The sequence below is a fragment of the Herbaspirillum sp. DW155 genome, from assembly GCF_037076565.1.
Taxonomy (GTDB): domain Bacteria; phylum Pseudomonadota; class Gammaproteobacteria; order Burkholderiales; family Burkholderiaceae_D; genus Herbaspirillum.
Genome location: NZ_AP029028.1, coordinates 3,686,446 through 3,711,217, shown reverse-complemented (window position 1 = coordinate 3,711,217; position 24,772 = coordinate 3,686,446). Strand labels below are relative to the sequence as shown.

Annotated in this window: 29 protein-coding genes and 1 tRNA gene; 10 read left to right on the top strand and 20 right to left on the bottom strand. The window is 64.1% G+C overall.

Going from position 1 to position 24,772, the window contains the following annotated elements:
- The first annotated feature begins 375 nt into the window (after positions 1 to 375).
- The gene (locus AACH55_RS16895) at positions 376 to 2,676 is read left to right on the top strand and encodes a TonB-dependent receptor (RefSeq protein WP_338715821.1); all 2,301 of its coding nucleotides are present in this window, start codon (positions 376 to 378) and stop codon (positions 2,674 to 2,676) included.
- Between the two features lie 145 nt (positions 2,677 to 2,821).
- Here AACH55_RS16895 and AACH55_RS16890 read toward each other — a convergent pair whose 3' ends face one another.
- The 7 genes from AACH55_RS16890 to AACH55_RS16860 all read right to left on the bottom strand — a co-directional run bounded on the left by AACH55_RS16890 (position 2,822) and on the right by AACH55_RS16860 (position 6,260).
- Positions 2,822 to 3,007 carry a hypothetical protein gene (locus AACH55_RS16890; protein WP_338715820.1) on the bottom strand — a complete coding sequence of 62 codons (186 nt, stop codon included), beginning with the start codon at positions 3,005 to 3,007 and terminating at the stop codon, positions 2,822 to 2,824.
- Between the two features lie 401 nt (positions 3,008 to 3,408).
- Positions 3,409 to 3,729, bottom strand: a complete 321-nt coding sequence (locus tag AACH55_RS16885) for a hypothetical protein (RefSeq protein WP_338715819.1) — start codon at positions 3,727 to 3,729, stop codon at positions 3,409 to 3,411.
- Positions 3,726 to 3,863 (bottom strand): hypothetical protein, encoded by a 138-nt coding sequence (locus tag AACH55_RS16880; RefSeq protein ID WP_338715818.1) that lies wholly within the window; start codon positions 3,861 to 3,863, stop codon positions 3,726 to 3,728. The genes AACH55_RS16885 and AACH55_RS16880 overlap by 4 nt, the downstream gene beginning before the upstream one ends.
- A gap of 11 nt (positions 3,864 to 3,874) precedes the next feature.
- Positions 3,875 to 4,345, bottom strand: coding sequence for a DoxX family protein (locus AACH55_RS16875; RefSeq protein ID WP_338715817.1), 471 nt, complete (start codon positions 4,343 to 4,345; stop codon positions 3,875 to 3,877).
- A 12-nt stretch (positions 4,346 to 4,357) separates the two neighbouring features.
- Positions 4,358 to 5,113, bottom strand: coding sequence for a DNA-binding domain-containing protein (locus AACH55_RS16870; protein ID WP_338715816.1), 756 nt, complete (start codon positions 5,111 to 5,113; stop codon positions 4,358 to 4,360).
- Positions 5,110 to 5,961: a DUF692 domain-containing protein gene (locus tag AACH55_RS16865; protein ID WP_338715815.1), complete on the bottom strand. Its 852-nt coding sequence runs from the start codon at positions 5,959 to 5,961 to the stop codon at positions 5,110 to 5,112. Before AACH55_RS16865 ends, AACH55_RS16870 begins: the two co-directional genes overlap by 4 nt.
- Before the next feature lie 20 nt (positions 5,962 to 5,981).
- Positions 5,982 to 6,260, bottom strand: coding sequence for a DUF2282 domain-containing protein (locus AACH55_RS16860; protein WP_338715814.1), 279 nt, complete (start codon positions 6,258 to 6,260; stop codon positions 5,982 to 5,984).
- Positions 6,261 to 6,508: 248 nt separating this feature from the next.
- On the opposite strand from AACH55_RS16860, the gene AACH55_RS16855 reads away from it, so the two are divergent.
- The 3 genes from AACH55_RS16855 to AACH55_RS16845 are packed head-to-tail and all read left to right on the top strand — an operon-like array spanning position 6,509 to position 8,448.
- Positions 6,509 to 7,165, top strand: a complete 657-nt coding sequence (locus AACH55_RS16855; protein WP_338720326.1) for a DUF1109 domain-containing protein — start codon at positions 6,509 to 6,511, stop codon at positions 7,163 to 7,165.
- A 15-nt stretch (positions 7,166 to 7,180) separates the two neighbouring features.
- Complete coding sequence (locus AACH55_RS16850) at positions 7,181 to 7,810, top strand: sigma-70 family RNA polymerase sigma factor (RefSeq protein ID WP_338715813.1); 630 nt, start codon at positions 7,181 to 7,183, stop codon at positions 7,808 to 7,810.
- Positions 7,807 to 8,448, top strand: a complete 642-nt coding sequence (locus AACH55_RS16845; protein ID WP_338715812.1) for a DUF1109 domain-containing protein — start codon at positions 7,807 to 7,809, stop codon at positions 8,446 to 8,448. Before AACH55_RS16850 ends, AACH55_RS16845 begins: the two co-directional genes overlap by 4 nt.
- Before the next feature lie 69 nt (positions 8,449 to 8,517).
- Here AACH55_RS16845 and AACH55_RS16840 read toward each other — a convergent pair whose 3' ends face one another.
- Positions 8,518 to 10,332, bottom strand: coding sequence for a methyl-accepting chemotaxis protein (locus AACH55_RS16840; RefSeq protein ID WP_338715811.1), 1,815 nt, complete (start codon positions 10,330 to 10,332; stop codon positions 8,518 to 8,520).
- Between the two features lie 253 nt (positions 10,333 to 10,585).
- Positions 10,586 to 11,353, bottom strand: coding sequence for a YdcF family protein (locus AACH55_RS16835; protein WP_338715810.1), 768 nt, complete (start codon positions 11,351 to 11,353; stop codon positions 10,586 to 10,588).
- A 158-nt stretch (positions 11,354 to 11,511) separates the two neighbouring features.
- Here AACH55_RS16835 and AACH55_RS16830 point away from each other — a divergent pair, with 158 nt between their 5' ends.
- Together AACH55_RS16830 and AACH55_RS16825 are read left to right on the top strand one after the other, a co-directional pair.
- Positions 11,512 to 12,930, top strand: coding sequence for an MFS transporter (locus AACH55_RS16830; RefSeq protein WP_338715809.1), 1,419 nt, complete (start codon positions 11,512 to 11,514; stop codon positions 12,928 to 12,930).
- Entirely contained in the window at positions 12,927 to 13,775 is an 849-nt protein-coding gene (locus AACH55_RS16825; protein ID WP_338715808.1) for a lysophospholipase, read from the top strand. The genes AACH55_RS16830 and AACH55_RS16825 overlap by 4 nt, the downstream gene beginning before the upstream one ends.
- A gap of 135 nt (positions 13,776 to 13,910) precedes the next feature.
- Here AACH55_RS16825 and AACH55_RS16820 read toward each other — a convergent pair whose 3' ends face one another.
- From AACH55_RS16820 to AACH55_RS16805, 4 genes are all read right to left on the bottom strand, one after another.
- Positions 13,911 to 14,042: a hypothetical protein gene (locus tag AACH55_RS16820; protein ID WP_338715807.1), complete on the bottom strand. Its 132-nt coding sequence runs from the start codon at positions 14,040 to 14,042 to the stop codon at positions 13,911 to 13,913.
- A 419-nt stretch (positions 14,043 to 14,461) separates the two neighbouring features.
- Positions 14,462 to 14,632 carry a hypothetical protein gene (locus AACH55_RS16815; protein ID WP_338715806.1) on the bottom strand — a complete coding sequence of 57 codons (171 nt, stop codon included), beginning with the start codon at positions 14,630 to 14,632 and terminating at the stop codon, positions 14,462 to 14,464.
- Between the two features lie 72 nt (positions 14,633 to 14,704).
- On the bottom strand, positions 14,705 to 15,124 hold the full coding sequence (locus AACH55_RS16810) for an NAD-GH domain containing protein (protein ID WP_338715805.1): 420 nt from the start codon (positions 15,122 to 15,124) through the stop codon (positions 14,705 to 14,707).
- Positions 15,125 to 15,158: 34 nt separating this feature from the next.
- Positions 15,159 to 15,758 carry a gamma-glutamylcyclotransferase gene (locus AACH55_RS16805; RefSeq protein ID WP_338715804.1) on the bottom strand — a complete coding sequence of 200 codons (600 nt, stop codon included), beginning with the start codon at positions 15,756 to 15,758 and terminating at the stop codon, positions 15,159 to 15,161.
- 239 nt (positions 15,759 to 15,997) lie between these two features.
- Here AACH55_RS16805 and AACH55_RS16800 point away from each other — a divergent pair, with 239 nt between their 5' ends.
- Positions 15,998 to 16,141: a hypothetical protein gene (locus tag AACH55_RS16800; RefSeq protein ID WP_157845704.1), complete on the top strand. Its 144-nt coding sequence runs from the start codon at positions 15,998 to 16,000 to the stop codon at positions 16,139 to 16,141.
- Between the two features lie 87 nt (positions 16,142 to 16,228).
- Here the strand turns inward: AACH55_RS16800 and AACH55_RS16795 are convergent, their stop codons facing one another.
- The 4 genes from AACH55_RS16795 to AACH55_RS16780 form a co-directional block, all read right to left on the bottom strand.
- Complete coding sequence (locus AACH55_RS16795; protein ID WP_338715802.1) at positions 16,229 to 17,296, bottom strand: quinone-dependent dihydroorotate dehydrogenase; 1,068 nt, start codon at positions 17,294 to 17,296, stop codon at positions 16,229 to 16,231.
- A 153-nt stretch (positions 17,297 to 17,449) separates the two neighbouring features.
- Positions 17,450 to 18,178, bottom strand: a complete 729-nt coding sequence (locus AACH55_RS16790; protein WP_338715801.1) for an arginyltransferase — start codon at positions 18,176 to 18,178, stop codon at positions 17,450 to 17,452.
- A gap of 121 nt (positions 18,179 to 18,299) precedes the next feature.
- Positions 18,300 to 19,043 carry a leucyl/phenylalanyl-tRNA--protein transferase gene (gene aat, locus AACH55_RS16785; protein WP_338715800.1) on the bottom strand — a complete coding sequence of 248 codons (744 nt, stop codon included), beginning with the start codon at positions 19,041 to 19,043 and terminating at the stop codon, positions 18,300 to 18,302.
- A gap of 15 nt (positions 19,044 to 19,058) precedes the next feature.
- Positions 19,059 to 19,625, bottom strand: a complete 567-nt coding sequence (locus AACH55_RS16780) for an NUDIX hydrolase (RefSeq protein WP_338715799.1) — start codon at positions 19,623 to 19,625, stop codon at positions 19,059 to 19,061.
- Positions 19,626 to 19,823: 198 nt separating this feature from the next.
- Here AACH55_RS16780 and AACH55_RS16775 point away from each other — a divergent pair.
- Positions 19,824 to 19,900, top strand: a tRNA-Met gene (locus AACH55_RS16775).
- 247 nt (positions 19,901 to 20,147) lie between these two features.
- The gene (locus AACH55_RS16770) at positions 20,148 to 20,420 is read left to right on the top strand and encodes a hypothetical protein (protein ID WP_338715798.1); all 273 of its coding nucleotides are present in this window, start codon (positions 20,148 to 20,150) and stop codon (positions 20,418 to 20,420) included.
- Between the two features lie 88 nt (positions 20,421 to 20,508).
- Here AACH55_RS16770 and AACH55_RS16765 read toward each other — a convergent pair whose 3' ends face one another.
- Complete coding sequence (locus AACH55_RS16765) at positions 20,509 to 20,970, bottom strand: response regulator (RefSeq protein ID WP_338715797.1); 462 nt, start codon at positions 20,968 to 20,970, stop codon at positions 20,509 to 20,511.
- 521 nt (positions 20,971 to 21,491) lie between these two features.
- On the opposite strand from AACH55_RS16765, the gene argE reads away from it, so the two are divergent.
- Positions 21,492 to 22,694, top strand: a complete 1,203-nt coding sequence (argE, locus tag AACH55_RS16760; protein ID WP_338715796.1) for an acetylornithine deacetylase — start codon at positions 21,492 to 21,494, stop codon at positions 22,692 to 22,694.
- A gap of 82 nt (positions 22,695 to 22,776) precedes the next feature.
- Here the strand turns inward: argE and AACH55_RS16755 are convergent, their stop codons facing one another.
- Both AACH55_RS16755 and AACH55_RS16750 read right to left on the bottom strand, forming a co-directional pair.
- Positions 22,777 to 23,934, bottom strand: coding sequence for an MFS transporter (locus AACH55_RS16755; protein WP_338715795.1), 1,158 nt, complete (start codon positions 23,932 to 23,934; stop codon positions 22,777 to 22,779).
- A 93-nt stretch (positions 23,935 to 24,027) separates the two neighbouring features.
- Positions 24,028 to 24,684 carry a 7-cyano-7-deazaguanine/7-aminomethyl-7-deazaguanine transporter gene (locus tag AACH55_RS16750; protein ID WP_338715794.1) on the bottom strand — a complete coding sequence of 219 codons (657 nt, stop codon included), beginning with the start codon at positions 24,682 to 24,684 and terminating at the stop codon, positions 24,028 to 24,030.
- Positions 24,685 to 24,772 lie beyond the last annotated feature (88 nt).

Below are 24,772 nucleotides of genomic sequence, written 5' to 3'. Positions count from 1 at the left end.
GATCGCCTGGCCAGGTGTTTTGTGCAAGGGTAAATGCGGGCCGATGCGCGCAGCGCGTTTGATTTGGATTAAGGGGGACAGCACGGAAATCGGGTCCAATCTCATCTCCTCTCTGTTGTATTTACGGGCTGCGGCAATATGTCGCAGCCCATTTTTTTTGTCGGCTGGTAGCGCTAACTGCTTGTGCCAAAAGGCTTTTTTCTCCACCCGTCAGGTCCGCCTGTCCGCCAGCAGCAGGGTGGCGCAACCGCATCGCACAGGCTGCGTGATAGATTGCGCCGACCAAAAAAGGGGAGTGCGAACGTCACGGCGGTCGCGGGTGCGGCTGCGCGCGCTTTCCTTCACAACGCCAAGAAAAAACAGGACACCCTCGCCATGAAGCTGCCGTCGCCATCCTCTTTATGCCATCCCGCCCGGCGCAATCCTTCACCCATGCTCCTGGCCGTGCTCTGCGCGTGGAGCGGCAGCACGTGGGCGCAGCAATCCGGTCCCGCTACCGGCAGCAGCGATGTAGCGGCCCTGCCGGCCATCGAAGTGCGCAGCACTGGCTCGGTGGCCGAACGCAAGCAACTGCCGCAGACCAGTGCCAGCGTCACCGCCGACGCCGCTGCCGACAGCATCAACGTCACCGACAGTTCGGATGCGCTCAAGTACCTGCCCAGTCTCTCGGTGCGCAAGCGCTACATCGGCGATACCCAGTCACCGCTGGCCACCCGCACCACGGGCGTCAACGCCAGTGCACGCAGCCTGGTCTACGTCGATGGCATCCTGCTCTCGGCGCTGGTGAACAACAACAACGGCAATGGCTCGCCGCGCTGGTTCATGGTGGCGCCGGAAGAGATCGAGCGTATCGACGTGATGTACGGACCTTTCGCGGCCGAGTATCCGGGCAACTCCTATGGTGCCGTCACCGAGATCACCACACGCATGCCGCAGCAGTTCGAAGCCAGCATCAAGGCCCAATACGCGCAGCAGGATTTCAGCCAGTATGGTGCTTCCGGCACGTACCGCGCGCAGGAAGTCAATGCCAGCCTGGGCGACCGCAGCGGTGCGCTGGCGTGGCGCTTCTCGGTCAATCACCTGGACAGCTATTCGCAGCCGGTGACCTACATCACCGCTTCGGCCATTCCCGCCGGCACCACCGGCGCCGTGCTGGCGCAGGACCGCAGCGGCAAGAATCTCTACGTGCTGGGGGCCGGCAATCTCACGCATACGGTGCAGGATACGGCGCGGCTGAAGGTTTCCTACGACTTCACCCCGGCGCTCACGGCCACCTACACGCTGGGCTTCTGGCAGAACCAGGCCAATGCCAGTCCGCAGAGCTTCCTGAAGAACGCCAGGGGCGCGACGGTCTACACCAGCGGTTTTTCGAGCAATGACGTGGACCAGCAGCAATGGATGCAGTCGCTGGAATTGCGCAGCAAGACCGAGGGGCAATGGGACTGGCAACTGGCGGCCTCCACCTTGTCGGCCTCGCGCGACCTGACCCGCACCTCCACTGCGGCCTTCCCGGCCGGGCAGAGTGGCGGCGCCGGCACCATTGCCGACGCCAGCGGCACCGGCTGGAGCACGCTCGATGCCAAGGGCATCTGGCGTGCGCAGGGCAGTGCCCAGGTCGTCAGCTTCGGCGCGCATCTGGACCGCTACACGCTGGCCACGCCGACCTGGACGACCAGCAACTGGATCAGTGGCGGCAACGGCACGTTGTCCTCCGACTCGCGCGGCAAGACCGAGACCTCGGCGCTGTGGGCGCAGGATGTGTGGCGTCTCTCGCCTTCGCTCAAGGCCACGCTGGGCGCGCGTTACGAATGGTGGCGCGCTTTCGATGGCAGCAATTACTCGACCTCGGGCAGCACCGCCTTTGCAGTGAGCCAGCCCGAGATCAGCCACAGTGGTCTCTCGCCCAAGGCATCACTGGCCTGGGCGCTGACCGACGACTGGATGGCCACGCTCTCGACCGGCCGCGCGCTGCGCTTCCCGACCGTGGGTGAGCTTTACCAGAACGTGCTGGTCAATGGCGTGTATCTGCAGGCCAATCCGAATCTCAAGCCCGAGAAGGTCTGGTCCACCGAACTGGCCATCGAAAAGCAGTTGCGCGAAGGGCAGGGCAAGTGGCGTGTGTCGCTCTTTGAAGAGCGGGTTGCCGATGCGCTGATCTCGCAGACGTCGATCATTGGAAGTGGGGTCGCGTCCTACACGCAGAACGTCGACCGCACGCGCCAGCGCGGCATCGAGGCGGCCTTCGAGCGCAATGATCTGTTGCTGCGCGGCTTCTCGCTCAACGGCAGCGTGACCTGGGTGGATGCGCGCATCCTGCAGAACAACGGCTACGTCGCCACCACTGCCGGCGCCACCTCGGTGGGCAAGCGCACGCCCTATGTGCCCGAGTGGCGCGCCACGCTGGTGGCCAGCTACAAGCCCGATGACCGCTGGACCTATACGCTGGCAGGCCGCTACAGCGGCCGTGTCTATGCCACCGTCGACAATACCGACGTCAATACCCACACCTACACCGGCTTCGATGGCTACACCGTCTTCGATGCGCGCGTGCGCTATCGCATCGACCAGCACTGGAGCGGCGCGCTGGGCGTGGACAACCTGACCAACCGGGATTACTTCCTGTACCACCCCTTCCCGCAGCGCACGGTGTTTGCCGAGCTGAAGTACGACTTTTGAGCGGAGTCGGGCAGAGCGAAGGGAGACTTGCGAGGTGCCGGACGTGTTTTGCGGGGGCGGCAGGCCGGAGGGAATCCGGCTGCCGGATGAGGTGAGATTGAGTGGGGATGAGAGTGAGAGGATCAGGCTGAAGCTCAGCCAGGACTCAGCTGCCGCGGGCCTTGTCGATGGTTTCCCGGGCGGCTTCCATGAGGGCGGCCGTTTCGGGGGCATCGGATTCGAGGAAGGAATTTTCCAGTGTGACCGAAAGATTGCTCATCTTCTCCGACAATTCCGCCAGCGCCACGCTGAGCTCACACATCAGGGCCGAGATATTTTTGGGTTGCGTCATTACGCCTTCCTTTGCAGATGTCGCACCGTGGGCGCCTGGGCAGGACAACGAAGAGCGGGGATTCATCGCACTGCAGGCCGGTACGTATCGATCGATTACGTCGTGAGCTTCGGCTTATTCTAAGCCATGCCGAATGCCGGTACGACTGTACCTTGGTCGAAAAGTGCGACAAAAAGTGAAAGTTCTTTCCGCCATGTTGCGCTGGGGACATGCCGCGGCTACTGCGTTGCCGTCCTGGCATGTCAAAGCTGCAGGGCTTGCGTTAATCCGATGCAGGATTGAGGCCAAGCGCTGGTTCCGTTGGTTCATCAGGGCGGCATTTGCTGCCGGTACCTGATTTCTCGCACGAAAGCGGCGGGAAACGCGGACCACAAGGTGATCTCAGGCAATACCTCGGTGCTTCAGCGCCGCGCCAGCACGACCAGTCCCGGCACGGCCTGTTGCATCTCTACGCGCAGGCTTTCCTCCCGCATCAGCAAAACCTGCATGCCCACTGCCTGCAGGCAGTGCTCGACATAGCTGCGCTGGTGGCGGAAGCGGCCGCTGGCATGCAGATAGTAGGGCGCTGCAGTTTCCTCCCCGGCCAGCTCAACCGTGAAGACCAGATGGCCTTTGTCTTGCAGAGCCAGCTGGGCGGAGGCAAAAAAGGGCGCCAGCTGCCCGCAATAGATCAGCACGTCGCAGGCGGCGATCAGACCATAACGGGCCGGATGCGCCGTCATCCATTCCACCACGTCCGCTTGCGCCAGCGTGCTGTAGTGCGCGTGCTGAGACGGCCCGCCGCGTGGTGGTTGAAGGCCGATGTGAAGCTTTCTTCGATGATGTCAGCCAGGATGCCGGTCTGCGGGCGAGTCATCTTTGCCTCGTTCAGCGCAGACTGAAGCGCCGGTCCAGCGACCACGCACCGCCGCCGCGTGCGACCAGCAACAGCAGCAGGCCGGCCCAGGACAGATGGGTGGGCCAGGCATCGGGATAGACGAAGATTTCGATGACCGCCGTCATGCCCAGCAGCGCCAGCGCCGCGCCACGGGTGAACAGGCCCAGGATGAGCAACAGCGGGAAGAAGTGCTCGGCATAGGTGGCCAGGTGCGCCGCCAGTTCGGGCGGTATCAGCGGCAGGCGATATTCCTCCTGGAACAGGACGTAGGTGCTGTCCTTGATGTCCAGCAAGCCGGTGACCTTGGTGCGGCCGGAGAGAAAGAAGATCGAGGCGATCGCCACGCGCGCCACCAGGGCCAGCAAGTTACCGCTGATGAGGCGGGTGGCGAGGTCGGCAGCGCGCGACCAGAGCGAAGTGCGCGTCTGCTCGGTGGCGTTAAGGGTGACTGGCTGGTTCATGGGGTTCTCCGTTCAGTGAAACGAGGTGAAGGCGTCGGCCTGGACCAGCTGGCCCAGCATGGCGCCGATATCCAGGCCGGGTTCATGCGCCAGTGCCTGGCCGGCTGCACTGGCAATGCTGCAGCCAGCGCGGCAGGCATCCAGAAAGCGGCAGCCTCCCTGGCTCAGCGCTTGCCATTGCACCTGGGCGTGGGGGCGGGTGAGCAGGGCGCCTTCGCCCTGCCATTCGGGGCTCAGTTCGGTATGGCCATCCTCGCTGCGGTTGGCGTCCCAGATGGTGTAGACCGGATGCAGCGGGTCGTGATGCCAGCGGCTGGCGGCATGCGGGACCAGGGTCACGTCATGGCCGGCTGCCAGCGCGGCGTGCAGGGCCGATACGTCCAGCAGGGGCTGGTCGGCTGCCAGGTGCGATTCGGTCCAGCAGCGATCCAGCGCGGCGATGCCGGGCAGGTAGGGGAGTTCGCGCGCGGCATCCAGTGTGCCGAGAAATCCGGCAAAGCCCTCGCCATAAGCGATCAGGCTGGCCTGGCGCGGCAAGTGCAGACGCGCAAATTCCAGTGCGGCCGATGCCATCCAGGCGTTGCCTACCAGACGATGTACGGCAGGATAGTTGGCCAGCAGCGCATCGACGCAGCCCTTGAAGACGGTATTGCGATAGACCGCAAAGGCCGGTTGGGCCAGCAGCGCGTCCACCTCCGGATCATCGCTGCGGCCGTTGAGGAGGGCCTGCAGGAAGGCGTCGTAATAGCGGGTATCGGCGGCGTTCATGCGGCTTGCTCCTCTTGTGCAGCCATCAGCGGTTGCAGCAAGGCGCAGGCCTGCTCGCGCTCGGTCAGCAGCTCGTCGAAGGCGGGGACGTTGCCGTCGCGTTCGATCAGCGTGGGGCGGGCACCGATGCGCGCCAGCAGATGCTGGTACAGCGCCCAGACCGGGGCGGCAATCGGGGCATCATGCGAATCGACCAGCAGGCCGGGCAGACTGGCGTCGGCGCTGTGGCCGGCCAGGTGGATTTCGAGAATGTCGTCGACCGGCAACTGATCCAGATACTGGCGCCCATCGATGCCCAGGTTGCAGGCACTCACGTACACATTGTTGACGTCCACCAGCAAGCCGCAGCCGGTGCGGCGCACCAGCTCCTGCAGGAATTCCGGCTCGCTCCAGCTGTGCTGGTCCATGCGCAGATAGTGGGAAGGATTTTCCAGCGCGATGCGGCGCTTGAGGACCTCCTGGGTCCGGCTGATGTTGGCGTTCAGGCGCGCCAGAGTCGCGGCGGTACGCGGCACTGGCAGCAGGTCGGGCAGGTAATGCCCGCCCGCGCGCGACCAGGCCAGGTGTTCGGAGATCAGCACCGGTTCGATGCGCCCGGCCAGCTGCGCCAGCTGGCGCAGGTGAGCGGGATCGGGCGCGTCGGGACCGGCCAGTGACAGCGACACCCCGTGCAAGGCCACCGGATGCTGCTCCCGGATGGCGTGCAGCCAGGCCAGTCGGGGGCCGCCATCCATCAGGTAGTTCTCCGGATGGACTTCGAACCACAGGCCGGGGGCGGGGCAGGCCAGCGCCGCATCGAAATGCTGGGGCTTCAGGCCCAGGCCGGCGGTGAGGAGGTGCGCTGTCATGGCGACGGATTCCCGTTGGCTCAGAGTGGCTTGAGCGAACCCATGCCGCGTGGGGTCTTGATGGAGGTGCAGGTACCGGCCGGCACGTTCTTCCAGGCGTTGCCCTGGTAATCCATCTTGGCCGTGCCCGCGCAGGTGGTGCCTTCGCCGGCCTTGCAGTCGTTCTGCCCGGCCATGGAGACGCCATAGCACTTCTCGACGGCGGTCTTGTTCATCGGTTGCTTGTCTTGTGCCGTGGCCACGCCCGAAGCGAGGGTGGCGAGGGTCAGGGCGGCGGTGGCGACGAGGCGGTGGTTCATGGTGTGCTCCTAAAAAGTGATGTGGAAGATGACACTGACCGGCGCCAGCCCGTGTACTGCATCCAGGCGGCCGATCTGATGGTTAATTCGCAGGCCGGGGCTGGCCGGTTACAGCGCATCGAAGATTTTCTGAAGGAATATTTTTTGCGACTGCTGTAACCAAAACGCTTTTGTGAACGAATACACAGGAGAGCGCGCCGTTGCGCAGTCCGCCCGCAGGGGCCCCACAGGGGATGTGAATGAAAACGATGGAATTGGTCAACATGCTGGCCACCGGGACCGGTGGACCCGCCGGCCCCGGCCAGCGCACCCTGGTGCGCAATGTGGCTGCGCGCATGGCGATTACGCTGGCTTTCGGCCTGATGGGCGCAGCGCTGTTGCTGGCCATTCTCTATGGGGTTCGCAGCGACCTGCGCGCATTGTTGCAGCAGCCGCTGTTCTGGATGAAGGTCTCCTTCCCGCTGGCTGCCCTGATGGCCGGACAACTGGCCGCCTCCCGCCTGGCACTGCCGGGCATGCGCATCGGTCTGGCACCGGCAGCCGGGCTGTTGTTGCCACCGGCCCTGCTGTGGCTGGCCGGTGGCAGCTGGCTGGCGCTGGCACCGCCCTCGCAGCGGCTGGACCTGCTGCTGGGCAGCAGCTGGAAGGTCTGTTCGGCCAATGTGGCCTTGCTGTCGCTGCCCACCCTGGCGACCATGCTGTGGTTCCTGCGCGGGCTGGCGCCTACCCGGCTGCGCGCGGCGGGCGCGGTGGCCGGCTTGGTGGCGGGGGCGCAGGGCGTGCTAGTCTATTCACTTTATTGCGTGGAGATGGCGCCGCCGTTCTGGGGCGTCTGGTATGTACTGGGGGTGGCGCTGCCGACGGCGGCGGGTGCCTGCTGCGGCCCGTGGCTGCTTCGTTGGTGATCTGGCGGCAATGCCATGACTGAAAGTCCTTTCCTGTTGGCCACTGGCGGTCCGGCCTTGCCGGACGATGTGGCGGGCCGTCCGGGCAAACCGTCGCATCCTGCCGAGGAACGCCTGCGCACGCTGCTGCTGGCCGGTCTTGACGGCGATGCCGTGGCCTATCGCCATTTCCTGGCCGAGTTGAGCGGCCGACTGCGCGCCTTCCTGCGCAAGCGCCTCGTCCATCTGCAGGATGACGTCGAGGACGTGGTGCAGGAAACCCTGCTGGCCATCCACAACGCGCGCCATACCTATCGCCCTGAGCAGCCCTTGACGGCCTGGGTACACGCCATCGCCCGCTACAAGCTGATGGATTTCCTGCGCGCCCGTTCGCGCCGTGAAGCCTTCCACGATCCGCTGGAAGAAGAGCACGACCTGCTGGCCACCTGCGACGACGAACCGGCACAGGCCCGGCGCGACGTCGCTGCCCTGCTGGAGGAGTTGCCCGACAGGCAGCGACTGCCGATCCTGCATGTGAAGCTGGAGGGCCTGTCGGTGGCCGAGACGGCGCAACTGACAGGGATGTCGGAATCGGCCGTCAAAGTGGGTATCCATCGCGGCCTCAAGGCCCTGGCCCTGAAGATCCGGGAGAAATTGCAAGCATGAAGACTGACGACCTCATTTCCATGATGGCCAGCGGCGTGGCGCCGGTGGACCGTCGCATGCCGTTCAGGCAGATGGCCCAGGCACTGCTGCTGGGCGGCCTGGGTTCGCTGCTGCTGATGCTGGCGATCTACGGACTGCGCCCCGACCTGACCGTGATGCTGGGGGTGCCGCTGTTCTGGATCAAGCTGGCCTTGCCGACGACGTTGGCCGTGGGCGCCATGCTGGTGCTGCGGCGTCTGGTACGTCCGGGGCTGCGCGTGGGCGCGCGCTGGGCTGGCATTGCCTTGCCCGGCCTGGCAGTCTGGGCCGGTGGTGCGCTGGTGCTGCTCAGTGCGCCGGTGGCCCAGCGCCTGCCGCTGCTCATGGGCATCAGCTGGCGAAGCTGCCCCTTCAATATCGCGCTTCTGTCCGTTCCGCTGTTCATCGGCATTTTCTGGGCCGTGCGCGCGATGGCGCCGACGCGGCTGCGCCTCACCGGTGCGGTCGCGGGGCTGCTGGCCGGGGCGACCGCGACCATGGTGTATTGCCTGCATTGCCCGGAGATGGGGGTGCCGTTCTGGGGCGTGTGGTACCTGCTCGGCATGCTCATTCCGGCAGGAGCGGGCTCGCTGCTGGGGACGCGCCTGCTGCGCTGGTAAGCACCAACGAAAAACGCCCGCGCAAGGCGGGCGTCGCTGGTCAGCGGCCGGATGGACGGCGAAGGGCGATCAGAACGTCTCCCAATCGCCGTCATCTTCCCCCGCGGGCAGGCGCGAGGCCGGTTTGCCTGTCGGCTTGGCGTCCTCGGCCTTGTCGGTCTTGTCGGCCTTCGGGGTCGCAGCCGGTTTGGCGGGCGCGGCCTTTGGCGCAGCGATGGCTGCGCGGGTGGCCGGCTTGCGGGTGGCCGCTGCGGACGATACCGGCGCTGCTGCCGGCCTGGCCGCAGCTGCAGTGACGGTCGCGGCCGGTACTGCTTGCGCCGCATGTGCCTGGCTGCCATCGATCTGGAAACGCCCGACCAGACCGGCCAGCGTCGCGGCCTGATCCTGCAGCGATTGCGCGGCGGCAGCGGCTTGTTCCACCAGCGCGGCGTTCTGCTGCGTTCCCTCGTCCATCTGCGTGATGGCGCGTCCGACTTCGGCGATGCCGGCGCTCTGTTCCTGGCTGGCCGAGCTGATCTCGCCGACGATATCGGTGACGCGGCGCACGCTGGCCACCACTTCGGTCATGGTGGCGCCGGCCTGTTCGACCAGCTTGCTGCCGGTATCGACCTTGGCCACCGAGTCATCGATGAGCGCCTTGATCTCCTTGGCCGCCGAGGCCGAGCGCTGGGCCAGCGAGCGCACTTCCGAGGCCACCACCGCAAAGCCGCGGCCCTGCTCGCCGGCACGGGCGGCTTCCACCGCCGCATTCAGCGCCAGGATGTTGGTCTGGAAGGCAATGCCATCGATCACGCCGATGATGTCGGCAATCTTGCGCGAACTGTCGGTAATGCCTTCCATGGTCTGCACCACCTGGCCCACCACGCTGCCGCCCTGGATCGCCACTTCGGAGGCCGATTCGGCCAGCTGGTTGGCCTGGCGGGCATTGTCGGCGTTCTGCTTGACGGTGGCGGTCAGTTCTTCCATGGCCGACGCGGTTTCCTCGATGGAGCCGGCCTGCTGCTCGGTGCGGTGCGACAGGTCGAGGTTGCCGCTGGCGATTTCGTGGCTGGCCGTGGCAATGGTGTCGGCCGAGGTCTTGATGTTGGCGATGGTGCCCAACAGCGAATCGCGCATGCTGCGCACCGCATAGAGTAGGCTGCTGCGGTCGCCCGGTGCGGTCTCGATGTTGGGCGTGAGGTCCCCCTGGGCGATCCGGTTGGCGACCTCGGCGGCCTTGGCCGGATCGCCGCCGACGGTGCGCAGGATGCCGCGGTTGATCACGATCACCAGCGCCACCAGGGCGGCGGCCACCACGGCGAAGAGGATCGCCATCTGGGTGAGGGTGCGCATGAAGGCGGCGTTGATGTCATCCATGTACGCGCCGGTGGTCAGGTTCCAGTCCCAGGGCTGGTAGGCGATCACGAAGGAGGTCTTGGGTACCGGCTTGTCGGCGCCGACCTTGGGCCACAGGTAGTTGACGAAGCCGCCGCCGGGCTGGCTGCCGGCCTTGGTGATCTCGACGAACAGGTTGGTGCCGGCCGGGTCCTTGAAGTTGGTCAGGTCTTTGCCATCGAGTTCGGTCTTGATCGGGTGCATGACGATGATCTGGGCCGAGGTGGAAATCGAGAAGTAGCCATCGGCGCCGTAACGCAGGCTTTTGATGGCGGCCTTGGCACGCTTTTGCGCTTCTTCCTTGGTGAGGGCGCCGCTGTCGGCCAGCGTGCCGTAGGCCTTGACCATGGACAGCGCGGTCTGGCCGATGTTGCTGAGGTCGTTCTTGCGCTCTTCCAGACGCACGTTGCGCACCATGAAGGCGCTGAAGACGGAAATAGCCAGCAGTGCAATAAGGCTAAGTACGAGTGGCAGCCACAGCTTTTTGCTGAAGGACAACTGGCCCATGAGGAGATCTCCCAATTTTGTCAGAGTGCCCGTTGGCGTCGTTGCGCCGGGGCGATTGCGCCTTGCCGTGCTGGCTGGACGCATCGCCTTCTGTGAGCATTGTTGTTTCGAAGTCAAACGTGTCGGTCGCGGGTTTCGCAGGCGAAATACTCGCGACTTTCTCACTTTACTGCCGAGTTGCCCGGATGAATGCCTGAACAGGAGGGGCAAGTGTGCTCATTTTTGCGCTTGCCCTGGGCGGCGCTGCACGCTTTCAGCGACCCAGGGCAGCGCGGGCGCGATACCACATCTGTCCGATCCACTCCCGCAGGGCATAACTGGCCAGTTCCAGATTGCCGGCGCGCGGCAGGAGATCGGTCACGCGCGCACGCGCGTTGCCTAGGAACAGGGTGGGGGCGGCCTGCACCTGCAGGCCGGTCTGCGTGAACACGCGCATGGCACGCGCCATGTGGATGCTGTCGGTGACCAGCAGGATGCGCTCGATGCCATCGGCCTTGAGCATGGCGGCCGAATAGAGGGCGTTCTGGGCGGTGGTGTCGGCGCGGGTTTCCTGCCAGCGCACCGGCACGTTGAAATCGCGTTGCAAGACGCGCGCCATCAGTGCGGCTTCGCTTTCCGGCGAACCGTCGGGGTTACCGCCGGTCACCAGGACCGGCAGGCCGGTCTGGCGCGCCAGGTAGGCGCCGTATTGCAGTCGCTTCATGCCGATGGCCGTGGAATCGTCGCTGCCGCCGTATTCCGGGGCCTCGTCCACGCGGCCGGAGCCCAGGATGACGATGGCCTGGGCATGGCCGGGGCTGGTCAGGGCGGGGTATTGCGCTTCCAGCGGCCGGATCACCCAGAGTGCCCCGATGCGCGTACTCAGTACCAGCAGCATCGCCACCCCCAGCAGCATCAAGGCCAGCCCGGCGCGCGGTGCACGACGGCGCAGCCACCCTCCGGCCAGGCACAGCAGCACGGGCGAGACGGGCGGCAGCAAGAGGCTGCTGGCAAGGGCAGAGATCAGGACCGGCAAGGACATGGACATGAACATGAGGCGGCAGCAAGGGAAGACAGCCCGGCATTGTGCGCGATTGCGTGCGCTTGATCCAGCCTTGCAGTATGCTGATTTGCCTCGCCGCAGCGAATCCCCGAGAATGCGGGATCGCAAAGGGAAGGGCGCAGGCCCCAGGGAATGCCGTGATACGACTCGTCTTGTTATTGCTGGGCGCCGATTTCATCCGCCGCAACTGGCACGCCCTCGCCGTCGCCGGCCTGGCTTGGGGCACTATCGGCGTGTCGCTGATGATCGATGCGCTCGACGGCGTGCTCAATTTTCCGCTGGCCCTGTTCGGCTACCTGCTCTTGCTGGAAAGCCTGGTCACGCTGTGGGTGGCCCACAGCGGCATGGGCGCGCAGAAGACGCTGCGCCAGGCCAAGGGCGGGCTGTTCCTGCTCATTGCGGTGCTGGTCATCACCCAGCACCAGGCCAGCAACATGGCGCTGGCCATGCTTTTTGGCATCGCCTTCACCATCGGGGGCGCGCTGCAGATCACCTCGGCGCTGGTGGTGCGCTTCCCGCGCTGGCGCATGGCCATGTTCGGCGGCATCGTGCAGATCGTGCTGGCGATCATCTTCTTCCAGCCCTATCCCACCCATTACAAGGGCACCGTGCCGTATTGCCTGGCGCTGGGCCTGATTTTCGGCGGCTGGAACATGATCTGGCTGGCCCTGCGCAGCCGCGTGCTGCCACAGCAGGCGGCGGCCGACGTGCTGGCCGAACGCAACGGCAGCCACCAGCGGCCCTTCGATGCCGGCCTGCATGATGGTGCCGCCGACCTGCAGACGCTGTTGCATGGTCCGGCTCCGGCCCCGGCAGCGCCAGCAGCCGGGCCGCTGCCGCCCATGACGGTGCATGTGTGGACTCCCACCGGCAGCGCCAGGGGGCCGGCGCGGCGGCAGCCGGTGATCGACCGCTACATTGCCGCCGTCGACATCCACGGCGTCATCTCGACCGGACATGCGGCGCTGGAGATCCTGCCCGATCTGTACATCAGCCTGTACCCCGCCGAGGAAATTGACCGCTCGCCGGATCAGTTCGCCCGCCTTTTGCGCGCCACCGCCGACAATGACGTCAAAGGCCGTTACCTGACGGATTACCGCAGCGAGGCCGCCGCCTGGTGCGAATCGACCGAGAAGATCGTCTTCCGCGACTATCGTCGGGCCTCGCTGGACCGCTTCTGGCAGCATTACCGCCAGAGCGCCATCTACAACCTGACCTACCGCAACTGTTCGAGCACCGTAGCGCATGCGCTGGAGGCGGCGCTGGAGGGTGTCATCGGCGGGCGGGACCGGCATTGGTTCAATGCGGTAAGGATGATGTTCACCCCCGAGATCTGGGTCGCCAGCCAGATCCGCAAACGCGCCGTGACCATGGCCTGGACCCCCGGCATGGTGCTGGATTACGCGCGTGCGCTGCGGGCGGTGGTGCATCCGCGTCCGCTTTCCTGGGCCGCATCGCTGCACCTCGCGCTGCGCCAGAGCCGCCGCTTGCGCAAGGGCTGGCGCGCCCGGCGCGTTGACCGCAACCCGACCCCTTCCACCAGCGAGAGACCATGAGCCACCCTATTGTCGTGCAGGAACACTGGATCGACGCCGCCGACGGCACCCGCCTCTTTTGCCGCGACTGGCTGCTGCCCGGCGCCACCGCCGCCGTGCAGATGGTGCACGGCCTGGGCGAGCATGGCGGGCGCTATGGGGCGCTGGCGCAGCTGTTCAACGAGGCCGGGATGTCGGTACGCATCTGCGACCATCGCGGCCACGGCAATTCCGGCGGGCGGCAGGGCAGCCTGATCGAGTCGGACGACCTGTTGCGCGACCTGAAACAGAGCTTCGATGATTTCAGCCGCCGCACCCAGTGCACGCCGCTGCTGTTCGGCCATAGCATGGGCGGACTGGTGGCGGCGCGGTTCGCTACCGGCGGCTTCAGTCCGGTGCGCGCCCTGGCCTTGTCTTCGCCGGCACTGGCGCTGGATCTGTCAGGCTGGCAGCGGCTGCTGCTGAAGGTTTCCTCGGCCATCGCCCCCGGTCTGGCGCTGCCGACGGCCTTGCCGGCGCAGCGCATCTCGCATGATCCGCATCAGGTGCGGGCCTATCGGGAGGATCCGCTGAACCACGGCAAGATCGCGCCGCGCATGCTCAACTTCATGCTGGACGCCATGCACCAGGCAGCCCGCGATGCCGGGCAATTCACCCGGCCGGTGCTGCTGCAGGTGGCGGGTGAGGATGCCTTCGTGGCGCCGCGCGGCAGCCAGGCTTTTTTCGAAGCCTTGCCGGGACCGCACAAGAGGCTGCACTGGTATGCCTCGGCCTACCATGAGATCTTCAACGAGGAAGCCGGACTCCGTGAGCAGGCCATGCACGATTTGCGGGAGTGGCTGGGACAGCTGCCCTCAGCGGAGTGAACACTGCCGCTGCACTGGCCGACGAGAATAAACAGGCAGACTCCCGCCTAAAGCGGGGCTGTGATTAACCTGGAATTACGCATGTAAAGCGCCATGGCCGGCTCCATGAGGAGCCAGTCTGGCGCTTTTCTTCATTCATGGCTGTCCGCTGGGAACGTTCTTGAACTGGCAGCGGCTGTCCAGGCCGACGAAGCCGGGCGCGCAGGCGCAGCCCTGCAGGGCCATCAGCAGGGTCGAGGCGGCGAGGAGGAAGGCAAGTCGCTTCATGCATCACTTTCGTTGCGTTGGCGAAGCTTGCGAGTGTAATGCTCTGCAGCAGCTTTGCAAGCGAGGGCATACGCTTGAGTCTGGTAAGCGCGCGCCTTTTCAGATATTAATATCGATGATAATGGTGCAAATGTGCGCCAATATGGTGCAAATTGTACGGACGTAACGCCAAAAAGAAAAAGCGGCTTGTCAGCGTTGCAACGCGACAAAGACCGCTTTTCAAGACTGCTCCGTGACCTTGCGCCGCCTCCTCGAGGAGACTGGCAGTGGCCCGGCCAGGGGGCTGCTTACTTGACCGAAATCAGGTAGCGCGCGACCATGGCGCCGATGAGCAGGGTGTACGGGAGGATGTCGGCGACGATGTTCATGGTGAGCTCCGTGAGGAAAAAATTGATCTGTTGCATTGCAATATATTCGCTTCACGGGCGCGCTTCCAATTTTGAATCCCAATACCAGTTATCTATTTTGTGAATAATGTTGGCGTGCAGCGTCGCTGCAGCTGCACTTTTGAAAAAATTTCCTTTTAAATCAACGTGTTGCTTGTTGCTCTCAGGCGGCGGCACACCGCCCCCGGTGGTGCGGTGTTTCATCCGTACGACAGCGGCAGTGTCGCAAAGCAACGTAATCCGGTGCTTTCTGTTGCGGGCGGACGGCGGCTCGGCTTACCTGGCCAGCTGCATCGTCAGTCCGCGCAGCTCGGTGCTGATCTGCACCTGGTAGCTGCCGCCTTGTGACACAGGCAGGGTCAGCCTGGACACGGCGGCGGCCGCGTTGCTGCTCAGCGGTTGCGCACGCTTGACGCTGAAATCATAGCTGCCGGGCTTGAGCCAGATCGAGAGGTGCTCGCCACCGGCGATCTGGGCCAACACCACGTCGTTGATGGCCAGTTCCAGCAACTCATTGTTGAGCAGGCCACCGGCGCGGCTGAAGGTGATCTGCGACAGGCCTGCGGCCTGCTCGGTCATGCTTTTGATATAGACGCGCGCGGGGGGAATGTCCCCGCTGGCGGTACGCTGGATCGGGGTGGTGCAGGCTGCCAGCGAGAGGGCGATGGTGAGGCCGGCGGCGAAGGTCTTGATCATGTTCTTCTTCCTTGTTGAGTGTGCGATGCGGTGCTCAGGGGTGTGGGGCGGACGATAACAGGGCCTGCTGCGGAGCCAGTTGCAGCAGATGGCGTTCGATGGCGAAGACGTGGCTGTCCTCGGCCCCCAGCTCGCGCAGGGCCTGGGCCAGCTTGAGCAGGTATTCGCTGTTGCGCCCGCTGGGACCGGCCGCGCCGGCAATCTGGCGGGCGATCTCCAGCTCGCTGGCCGGGCCGGCGAAGGCTTCGTTGTCCTCGGCGGCGATATAGATCAGGCCCTCGGCCTCCTGGCCGTCTTCGAAGCGCATCGCCGTGACCAGCCGCAAATAGCCGTTCTTTTCCCGGTGATCCAGATGGGCAAAGACTTCCGGCGTGATCAGATAGGCCATGCCGGCGCAGACCGCCCCTTCCTCCGGCACCAGCGTGACCACGCGCCCGGGCGCCTCGGCGGTACCGCGATGATCGTGCGAACCTTGCCAGAAGCGCCGCGCCCAGCCGGTGATGTGCGCCGGACGGCGCTCCAGATAGGGAAAGTCGGCCTTGAAGATGATCGAGCCGTAACCGAACAGCCAGACACTGGCGTGGTCATCGAAACGGCGCATCTGACGGTTGATGGCGATGGTATTGACGGACATGGACACAATGCAGGGCGACGGCCAGGCTGCCGGAAGCCTGCCATTATAGAGGGGACCGGCGACCGCTTTCGAGCGAAAACTTTCACTGAGAGTTGCCGTACGGTGATCTTTTGCGCATAAAATGGCGCCTGCCGGCCCGATATGCTGCCTGCAGAGGCCCATTCTGCGGCGCTGTCCGCCTGCCCTCGGGCGAGGGCGTGCGTGCATCCGGGTCTCATCCGAATTTTCAGGGGAATATCATGCGTGTCGTCGTCATGCTGCTGACGCTGGTCGTCGGCGTTGTGCTGGCCGGTTGCGAAAAGACCGATTTTGAAAAGAAGTCCGAATCCGATGCCAATGCGCGCCGGATCTTCAATCTCAAGAAGGAGTCGTCCAAGGACTGAACGGTGCCCACCGGCGCCCACACGCTCCCGCAAAGAAGAACAGCAGGCACATCGCCTGCTGTTTTCGTTTGTACGCCCCTTGACGGCTCAGTGGTGCGCTGCCGCCGCAACCACCGGCGCCCGCAGCGCCTCGGCGCACTCATGCACCAGCGCCGGTCCCTGGTAGATCAGTCCGGTATAGAGTTGCACCAGCGAGGCGCCGGCATCGATCTTGGCGCGGGCATCGGCACCGCTGAAGATCCCGCCCACGCCGATGATGGGCAGGGCGTCGCCGACTTCGGCCTTGAGTCCCCGGATCACCTGGTTGGACAGCTCCAGCACGGGTTTGCCCGACAGCCCGCCGGCTTCGTCCCCATGCGGCATGCCTTGCACGGCATCGCGGGTGATGGTGGTGTTGGTGGCGATGACGCCATCGATCTGGTGGCGCAGCAGCGCGTCGGCGACGTTCTTGATCTGTTCCAACTCCATGTCCGGCGCGATCTTCAGCACCACCGGCACATAGCGGCCGTGGCGGTCGGCCAGGCGGCGCTGGGCCGATTTCAGCTGCGACAGCAGGGCATCCAGTTCGGAGGCGCCCTGCAACTGGCGCAGGTTCTTGGTGTTGGGTGAAGAAATGTTCACCGTCACATAGCTGGCGTAGGGATATACCTTTTCCAGGCAGTGCACGTAATCCTCGGCGGCGCGCTCGATGGGGGTATCGGCGTTCTTGCCGATGTTCAGGCCCAGCACGCCCTGGCGCTCCTGGTAGAAGCGCGAGGATTGCACATTGGCCACGAAGGCATCCACGCCACCATTGTTGAAGCCCATGCGGTTGATCACCGCGCTGGCGGCCGGCAGGCGGAACATGCGCGGCAGCGGATTGCCCGGCTGGGCGCGCGGCGTGACCGTGCCGACTTCGATGAAGCCGAAGCCCAGCGCGGCCAGGCCGTCGATGTAGGCGCCATCCTTGTCCAGCCCGGCGGCCATGCCGACCGGGTTGGGGAAGGTGATGCCCATGACCGTGCGCGGGTCTGCGGCCGGTTTCCTGGTGATGAAATCGGTCAGGCTGTAGCGCGCGGCGCAGCGCAGCGCGGGCAGCACCAGGTGGTGCGCGGTTTCGGGTTCGAGGGAAAACAGCAGCGGACGCGCGAGCGCGTAAAGGAATTTGTCGGACACGATGGGACGATCAGGAAAGGAAGAGGGCAGAAAAAACTGCCGCTATTCTAACGTGAGCTGCGGCGCATTCCCCACCTGATGCCGTGGTGCAGGTCAATTTGATGCGATTGTGCGCGTTTTTGCATACGCGGCGCCACAGGCGTGAACCCCGCTTCAGCCCTCCAGCAGGCGCCATTCTCCTTGGTGCAGGGCTTCCAGCGGCTGGTAGTTGGTCTTGTAGGCCATCTTCTGGCTCTTCTTGATCCAGTAGCCGAGGTAGACGTAGGGCATCTCCAGCTGGCGCGCCTGCTCGATCTGCCAGAGGATGTTGTAGGTGCCGAAGGAGGCGGCCGGCAGGTCGGGATCGAAGAAGGTGTAGACCGAAGAGAGCCCGTCATTGAGCACGTCGATGATGCTGACCATGCGCAGCGTGCCGTCGGCCTCGCGGAATTCCACCAGGCGGGTGTTGACCTTGCTCTGCAGCAGGAACTGTGCGTACTGGTCGCGGCTGTCCTGGTCCATGCCGCCGCCAGCATGGCGGGCGCACTGGTAGCGCAGGTACAGCTCGTAGTGTTCGTGAGCGTAGGTCAGGTTGGTGACCAGGGTTTGCAGGCCGCGATTGCGTTCCCAGGCGCGGCGCTGGCTGCGGTTGCGTTCGAAGTCGGCCACGCGGATGCGCACCGGGGTGCAGGCATTGCAGCCGTCGCAGTAGGGGCGGTAGGTGAAGATGCCGCTGCGCCGAAACCCTGTCTTGACCAGTTCCGAATACACATCCGCATTGATCAGGTGCGATGGCGTGGCCACTTGCGAGCGGGCCTGCTGGTCATCGAGATAGCTGCACGGGTAGGGCGCGGTTGCATAGAACTGCAACGTGGAGAACGGCAAGTCTTTGAGATGCGTCATGTGCGTCCTGTCCTGTCTTGCGGGAGGCCGGCGGTGAGTGGCTCGAGCGCGCCGGGCGGTCCGTGGAGTCAGGTTCCAATTTACACCATTTTGATGGCCGCAGTGAAGAACGGCGCCGCGCTCAGTCGCGCCGGCCCGACGGGATGCCGGTCTCCAGCAGGTTCAGCGGCGCCCAGCCCCGGATCTGCGGCCGCTGGATGGCTGCGCGCAGATGGCGCAGGAAGTCGCTGCGGGCAATCGGACGTGCGCCCAGCGAGGCCAGGTGGGAGGTTTCCTGTTGGCAGTCGATCATCTCCACGCCGTGGCTGCGCAGGAAGAACACCAGATGCGCCAGCGCCACCTTGGAGGCATCGCTCACCCGCGCAAACATCGATTCGCCGTAGAACATGCGTCCGATCGACACGCCATAGGCGCCGCCCACCAGTTCGCCGTTGAGCCACACTTCCGAGGAATGCGCAAAACCGGCGCGATGCAGGCCGGTATAGCCAGCGATGATCTCAGGGGAAATCCAGGTGCCCTGTTCATGCCGTCGCGGCCCGGCGCAGCCCTGCATGACCTGTTCGAAGGCAGTGTCGAAGCTGACCTTCCAGAGGCCGTCGCCGTGGCGGCTGCGTTCGATGCGGCGCAGGGTTTTCTTGAGGCTGTCGGAGACGATGAAGTGATCGGTGCGCAGCACCATGCGCGGGTCGGTACTCCACCAGAGGATGGGCTGGCCTTCGGAGAACCAGGGGAAGATGCCGTGCCGATAGGCATCCAGCAGCCGCTGCGGCGACAGGTCCGCCCCTGCCGCCAGCAGTCCGGCCGGATCGGCCAGGGCGCGGGAGACATCGGGGAAGGGCGTGTCCAGGTCCAGCCAGGCGATCATGCGTGTTCCTGCGGATCAGATCATGCGGCGGCGGATGTCTTCGGTGTGCAGCGTGAAGCTGCCTTCACCGCTGCGCACTTTCTTCATATCGGCAAAGAAGGCACGCAAGGTGAACTCCACCGTGGGGAAGGCGATGTCCTGCCAGGGGATCTGGTCTTCTGTATAGAGAGCGACTTCGAGGCTTTCGATGCCGGCCTGGTAATCGAGGTCGAGCAGGGTGGCGCGGTAGAACAGGTGGACCTGGTGCACGTGGGGCACGTTGACCAGCGAGAACAGTTCATGCAGCTGGATGCGCGCACCGGCTTCTTCTTCAGTTTCGCGGCGGGCGGCGTCTTCGGTGGTTTCATCGTTTTCCATGAAACCGGCGGGCAGCGTCCAGTAACCCAGGCGTGGCTCGATGGCGCGCTTGCACAGCAGCACCTTGACCTGCCCATCCTGTTCCCAGACCGGAACCGAACCGACCACCATCTTCGGATTCTGATAATGGATCGCTCCGCAATTGCTGCAGACATAGCGCAGCCGCGTGTCATCGGGAGGAATCTGCTGGGATACTGTCTGACCGCACTCGGAACAGAATTTCATAGAGGCTCGGAAGGTGTCTGTCTATTTATATAGTAGGGAAGGCCCGTGGTGCATTTTCCTGCTATAGCAACCGGGCGTCTGAGACGTCGGCCGGGTGCGGCGGGAAGTTGCAATGCGGTTAGGAGTGTATCACTGTAAAAAGATTGCAGAAAATGTTTGCATTCCTCTTTTACCTACCCTATAATTATCTTCTTCAGACGCGGGGTGGAGCAGTCTGGCAGCTCGTCGGGCTCATAACCCGAAGGTCGTAGGTTCAAATCCTGCCCCCGCAACCAGATGCATCAAGGCAAAAGCCTTGCAGATAAAGGCCTCTAGCGTGACAGCGTTAGAGGCCTTTTTGCTTTGCGTGACTTCTGCAGAGCGGCCTGCGTGAGGTGTGCGTGACTGTAATGACCCAGCCAAACCTTCACACCCCAGGCTGCAACAGCAGATACCCTGGCCGGTATCTCCTCCCCCGGCGCCACTCGGCCAGCCCCCACCGTTCGTGATAGCATCCACCCACCTCATTCACCCCAAAGAGAGATGCCCATGTCAGAACAGGATCAGAGCCAGAACCAAGACCAAGATCCCTGGATCATCCGCGCCGAAGAGCTGAAGACACAGATGGAAGCGCTGCTGGTCGCCCAGCTGGAAGAATATGAAAAGATGACCGCCAAGCTGGAACAGTGGAAGCAGAACCCCGGCGGCTCCTGGCTCACCGAAGCGGATTACCAGCCCTGGCAGGATGCCCTCAAGAAACTGGAAGCAGCACAGCGCGACTTCGATGAGCACATCAGTTCGCGTGTGAAGAAATAAACAGCCATCGGTCCGTCCAATGGCGCAGGTGTTCATGAAAATGCCGTGACGGGTGAAGGTCACGGCATTTTTTCATGGGCGTCTGCATTCACGATGGCCTGGTCTGCCCCGCATCCACACCGCCGCCACCACGCCGGCGCCGTCGCTTGCTCCAGCGCCGCGCACGGTCTACTACCACTTCCATGTATTGCTGCGCCGTCTCGGGCTTTAGCAGATATTCCACCGCACCCGCCTCGATCAGCATCGGCATCTCCGGCGGATAATCACTGTCGGGAAATACCACGATCGGTACCCCGCGCGTGTCGCGGCCTGCCTTCATCGCCTGGATGAAATCCAGACCGTTGTTCTCCATCATGCCCGGGTCGAGGAAGATCATGCCCGGCAATTGCGTGTCGCCATCCTGGCGACGCTCCAGCAAACGCTCGATGGCGGCGTCTGCTTCGTCATACCACTGCAATACACAGTGAAAATTCTGGCGCCACAGCGCAAAGCGCGCCAGCTCCACTGCTTCGCCGTTCGACTCAATCATCAGTATGATCGGCGGTTTCATGGTCTTGTCCTTCTGTTGTAGTGACCCTGATCACCATTCCTGTGCCTTGGGAATGCAGGCTGGCCTCTGCGGGCGCTTCTCCAGGCACAAAACTTCAGCCGCAGTCTGACAAAAATGCGTAGAAACTCATAGCAGGATTTTCCTGATACGTCCTGCTTTCCCTGTCTACTAGACCGCCCGACCCCTTGCAATTGCCTCTGGAGGCGAACGCCGCTCGAGCACAAGCGTACGTCCGTGCGTAAAAACTCTTCATCTCCTCAGCCGCCATATGCATTGCGGTGTAAGCTAAGCCCTTCTTGTGCAGAGCAGGCGATCCCCTGGGAGAAGAAAATTCCCGTCAGGCGGGATTCGTCGGTGTCGGGGGAGCGGTCGACAGCCCGGGCATCAGTCCAAGTCCGTCGCCATCCCGGCAGGCATCAGCGGTGGCACGCGGCTTGCTGCACTTCTGCGGGAACACGTAGACGGCCTGTCCTGTTGACGGCTGGCCCGGCGTTCCGGATTTGAATAGGCATACCATCATCATGAACGCATCACTGAACACCGCCGCCGCGGAACCGACCGGGGCGACGCTGGATATCCTCAAGACCCTCATCGGTTTCAACACCATCAGCCGCGAATCCAACCTTGGCCTCATCGAGTGGGTGCGCGACTACCTCGAACGCCACGGCGCCACCACCCGCCTCACCTATGACGGCGAGCGGCGCAAGGCCAACCTGTTCGCCACCCTGGGCGATGCCGGTCCCGGCCGTTTCGGCACGGTCTTCTCCGGTCATACCGACGTGGTGCCGGTCAAGGGCCAGAACTGGGACACCGATCCCTTCGTGGCCCATGTGGCCGATGGCAAATTGTTCGGTCGCGGTGCCTGCGACATGAAGGGTTTCATCGCAGTCTGCCTGGCGCGCCTGCCGGCCATCGCCCAGGATCGCTTGCATACGCCGCTGCACTTTTCCTTCTCTTATGATGAAGAAGTGGGCTGCCTGGGCGTGCGCGAACTGCTGGCCGACCTGCAGCAGAACGACATCAGGCCCACCGGCGTCATCATCGGCGAGCCGACCATGATGCAGCCGGTGATCGCGCACAAGGGCAAGCGCTCCTATCGCTGCTCGGTGCATGGCCATGCGGCGCATTCCTCGTGTCCGCACCTGGGCATCAACAGCATCGACTACGCCGCCATGATGCAGCTGAAGATCCGCGAGATCGCCCTGCGCGTGCGCCATTCCGAGGTGCAGGATTACGACTTCGACGTGCCGTATTCTTCCATCGTCACCACGCTCTCCAACGGCGGCAACGCCCCCAACATCATTCCGGACAAGGCCGAATTCGTCTTCGAGCACCGCTTCCTGCCGGGCATCGATCCGGGTGAGGTATTCGAGGAAGTGAAGCGTTATGCAGAACAGGAAGTGCTGCCGCAGATGCAGATCGAGGGCGCGCAAGGGCGTATCGAATTCGAGACGCTGACCTCCTATCCCGGCATGAGCACGGCACCGGATGATCCGCTGGTGACTTCGGCGTTGCGTATTCTGGGCAGTGAACGCGCACGCAAGGTCGGCTTCGGCACCGAAGGCGGGCTGTTCGGCCAGGCCGGCATGCCGGCGGTGATTTGCGGGCCGGGGGACATCATCCATGCGCACAAGCCCAATGAGTTCGTCACGCTGGAGCAATTGGCACGATGTGAAAGTTTCTTCGACAACTTCATCGCCTCGGCGCATCTGAAGGCGGTCTGAGGTTTTTTACCTCTTCTGCAAGATGAACAAAGGCGCTTGTCCGCGAGGGGCAAGCGCCTTTTTTGACGAGCGTGGCGCGGGTTCAGGCCGTGGCGCGCACGCGCTTGTCCAGCGAGGCCGAGAAGGCCACCGTCACCAATCCCAGCAGGGCGAAGGCCGAGCCGATCAGGGGCAGGTCGGTCAGCGGCAGGCCGGCCGAGATCGCCAGTCCACCGACCCAGGCGCCGGTGGCATTACCCAGGTTGAAGGCGCCCTGGTTGAGAGTCGAAGCCAGGTTGGGTGCGCCGCGTGCGGTATCGAGCACGCGGATCTGTGCGCCGGGCACCACCGCAAAGGCGAAGGCACCCCAGGCGAACATGGTCGCCAGCGTCGGCCACTTGTAATGGCTGGTGAAGGAAAACAGCCCCAGCACGATGGCGATGCAGAGGAACACGCCGCACATCACGGGCATCAGTTTCCAGTCCGCCAGCTTGCCGCCGACCAGGCCACCCACGGTGATGCCGGCGCCGAAGAGCAGCAGCACCCAGCTCTCTTCCCGGGCGCTGAAACCGGTCACGTCCAGCAGGATGTAGGCGATGTAGGTGATCACGCTGAACATGCTGATCGAGGCCAGCGTCGAGGTCAGCAGCGAGAGCTGCACGCGGGTATCGATGATGGAGCGGAACTCCTGGAAGATGTTGCCGCCTTGCATGGGGATCTTCCGGGGCAGCAGGGTCCACAGCATGACGGCGGCCAGCACGCCGATACCGCTCACCACGCCGAAGGTGGAACGCCAGCCGGCCGCATGGCCGAAGGCCGTGCCCAGCGGCACACCGAGGATGTTGGCCACGGTCAGGCCGGTGAACATCAGGGCCACGGCCTGGGCCCGCTTTTGCGGGGAAACCAGTTCAGCCGCCACCACCGAGCCGATGCCGAAGAAGGCCGCATGGCAGAAGGCAGTCACCACGCGCGCCACCATCAGGAACACATAGTTGGGCGCCACCGCGCACAGCACATTGCCCAGGATGAACAGGCACATCAGCCCCACCAGTGCCTGCTTGCGCGGCCATCTGGCGGTCAGGATGGCGAGGATGGGAGCGCCAGCGGCCACGCCCAGGGCATAGCCCGAGACCAGCATGCCGGCCGCCGGGGCCGAGACGCCCAGGTCGCGCGCCACGTCGGGCAGCAAGCCCATGATGACGAATTCAGTGGTGCCGATGCCGAAGGCGGCAACGGCAAGGGCAAACAGGGGCCAGTTCATGCGCAGTCCAGGTGGAGGGTGGAGAGGGAGAGCGCAGTGACGGTGACCGCGCAAAGGCGCAAGTTTACCGTCCTATGCAAATCGCTGCAGGACTCAGGCCGGATCGGCCGCCAGCGGGCGGGCGAACCAGCTCTTCAGAAACGACATCAGCGCGCCATACACCGGCAGGAAAAACAGCAGGCTGATGGCGATCTTGAAGCCGTAATCGACCAGCGCGATCTCCACCCAGTGCGTGGCCATGAAGGGATCGCTGCTGCGCCAGAAGGCGATGGAGAAGAAGGCGATGGTATCGCTGGCATTGCCGAACACCATCGACACCGCCGGCGCCAGCCACCAGTGACGCCAGGCGCGCAGGCGGTTGAAGACCTGCACGTCCAGCACCTGTCCCAGCACATAGGCCATGAAGCTGGCTACGGCGATACGGGCCACGAACAGGTTGAAGTGCGCCAGCGCATCGAAGCCCTGCCATTGCCCCTGGTAAAACAGCGCCGAGACGCCATAGGAAATGAACAGCGCCGGCAGCATCACCGCAAAGATGATGCGGCGGGCCAGCGGCGCGCCGAAGAAACGTACCGTCAGATCGGTCGCCAGGAAAATGAAGGGAAAGCTGAAGGCGCCCCAGGTGGTATGCAGGCCGAGAATGGAAACGGGCAGCTGCACCAGATAATTGCTGGACGTGATCACCAGCAGGTGGAACAGGGAAAGCCAGGTCAGCAGCGCACCGTGGCGGCGCAGGTCGAGCGTTGTCATATGAACCTTTTTGATGAATGGGGGCGAGGGAACCCATGAAATACCTGGCAGCCGCAGACAGACTGCGGTCGCGGCCGGGCAGAAGGGG

Bases quoted from the DNA above. Each gene is read 5' to 3' on its own strand.
- AACH55_RS16810 (WP_338715805.1), bottom strand. From the start codon at position 15,124: ATGATCAAGACCTTCGCCGCCGGCCTCACCATCGCCCTCTCGCTGGCA.
- AACH55_RS16815 (WP_338715806.1), bottom strand. From the start codon at position 14,632: ATGAAACACCGCACCACCGGGGGCGGTGTGCCGCCGCCTGAGAGCAAC.
- AACH55_RS16890 (WP_338715820.1), bottom strand. From the start codon at position 3,007: ATGACGCAACCCAAAAATATCTCGGCCCTGATGTGTGAGCTCAGCGTG.
- AACH55_RS16750 (WP_338715794.1), bottom strand. From the start codon at position 24,684: ATGACAACGCTCGACCTGCGCCGCCACGGTGCGCTGCTGACCTGGCTT.
- AACH55_RS16870 (WP_338715816.1), bottom strand. From the start codon at position 5,113: ATGAACGCCGCCGATACCCGCTATTACGACGCCTTCCTGCAGGCCCTC.
- AACH55_RS16780 (WP_338715799.1), bottom strand. From the start codon at position 19,625: ATGAAATTCTGTTCCGAGTGCGGTCAGACAGTATCCCAGCAGATTCCT.
- aat (WP_338715800.1), bottom strand. From the start codon at position 19,043: ATGATCGCCTGGCTGGACCTGGACACGCCCTTCCCCGATGTCTCCCGC.
- AACH55_RS16880 (WP_338715818.1), bottom strand. From the start codon at position 3,863: ATGACTCGCCCGCAGACCGGCATCCTGGCTGACATCATCGAAGAAAGC.
- AACH55_RS16835 (WP_338715810.1), bottom strand. From the start codon at position 11,353: ATGTCCTTGCCGGTCCTGATCTCTGCCCTTGCCAGCAGCCTCTTGCTG.
- AACH55_RS16875 (WP_338715817.1), bottom strand. From the start codon at position 4,345: ATGAACCAGCCAGTCACCCTTAACGCCACCGAGCAGACGCGCACTTCG.
- AACH55_RS16820 (WP_338715807.1), bottom strand. From the start codon at position 14,042: ATGAAGCGACTTGCCTTCCTCCTCGCCGCCTCGACCCTGCTGATGGCC.
- AACH55_RS16825 (WP_338715808.1), top strand. From the start codon at position 12,927: ATGAGCCACCCTATTGTCGTGCAGGAACACTGGATCGACGCCGCCGAC.
- AACH55_RS16840 (WP_338715811.1), bottom strand. From the start codon at position 10,332: ATGGGCCAGTTGTCCTTCAGCAAAAAGCTGTGGCTGCCACTCGTACTT.
- AACH55_RS16805 (WP_338715804.1), bottom strand. From the start codon at position 15,758: ATGTCCGTCAATACCATCGCCATCAACCGTCAGATGCGCCGTTTCGAT.
- AACH55_RS16885 (WP_338715819.1), bottom strand. From the start codon at position 3,729: ATGACGGCGCATCCGGCCCGTTATGGTCTGATCGCCGCCTGCGACGTG.
- AACH55_RS16855 (WP_338720326.1), top strand. From the start codon at position 6,509: ATGGAATTGGTCAACATGCTGGCCACCGGGACCGGTGGACCCGCCGGC.
- AACH55_RS16800 (WP_157845704.1), top strand. From the start codon at position 15,998: ATGCGTGTCGTCGTCATGCTGCTGACGCTGGTCGTCGGCGTTGTGCTG.
- AACH55_RS16765 (WP_338715797.1), bottom strand. From the start codon at position 20,970: ATGAAACCGCCGATCATACTGATGATTGAGTCGAACGGCGAAGCAGTG.
- argE (WP_338715796.1), top strand. From the start codon at position 21,492: ATGAACGCATCACTGAACACCGCCGCCGCGGAACCGACCGGGGCGACG.
- AACH55_RS16865 (WP_338715815.1), bottom strand. From the start codon at position 5,961: ATGACAGCGCACCTCCTCACCGCCGGCCTGGGCCTGAAGCCCCAGCAT.
- AACH55_RS16895 (WP_338715821.1), top strand. From the start codon at position 376: ATGAAGCTGCCGTCGCCATCCTCTTTATGCCATCCCGCCCGGCGCAAT.
- AACH55_RS16790 (WP_338715801.1), bottom strand. From the start codon at position 18,178: ATGACGCATCTCAAAGACTTGCCGTTCTCCACGTTGCAGTTCTATGCA.
- AACH55_RS16770 (WP_338715798.1), top strand. From the start codon at position 20,148: ATGCCCATGTCAGAACAGGATCAGAGCCAGAACCAAGACCAAGATCCC.
- AACH55_RS16755 (WP_338715795.1), bottom strand. From the start codon at position 23,934: ATGAACTGGCCCCTGTTTGCCCTTGCCGTTGCCGCCTTCGGCATCGGC.
- AACH55_RS16860 (WP_338715814.1), bottom strand. From the start codon at position 6,260: ATGAACCACCGCCTCGTCGCCACCGCCGCCCTGACCCTCGCCACCCTC.
- AACH55_RS16850 (WP_338715813.1), top strand. From the start codon at position 7,181: ATGACTGAAAGTCCTTTCCTGTTGGCCACTGGCGGTCCGGCCTTGCCG.
- AACH55_RS16845 (WP_338715812.1), top strand. From the start codon at position 7,807: ATGAAGACTGACGACCTCATTTCCATGATGGCCAGCGGCGTGGCGCCG.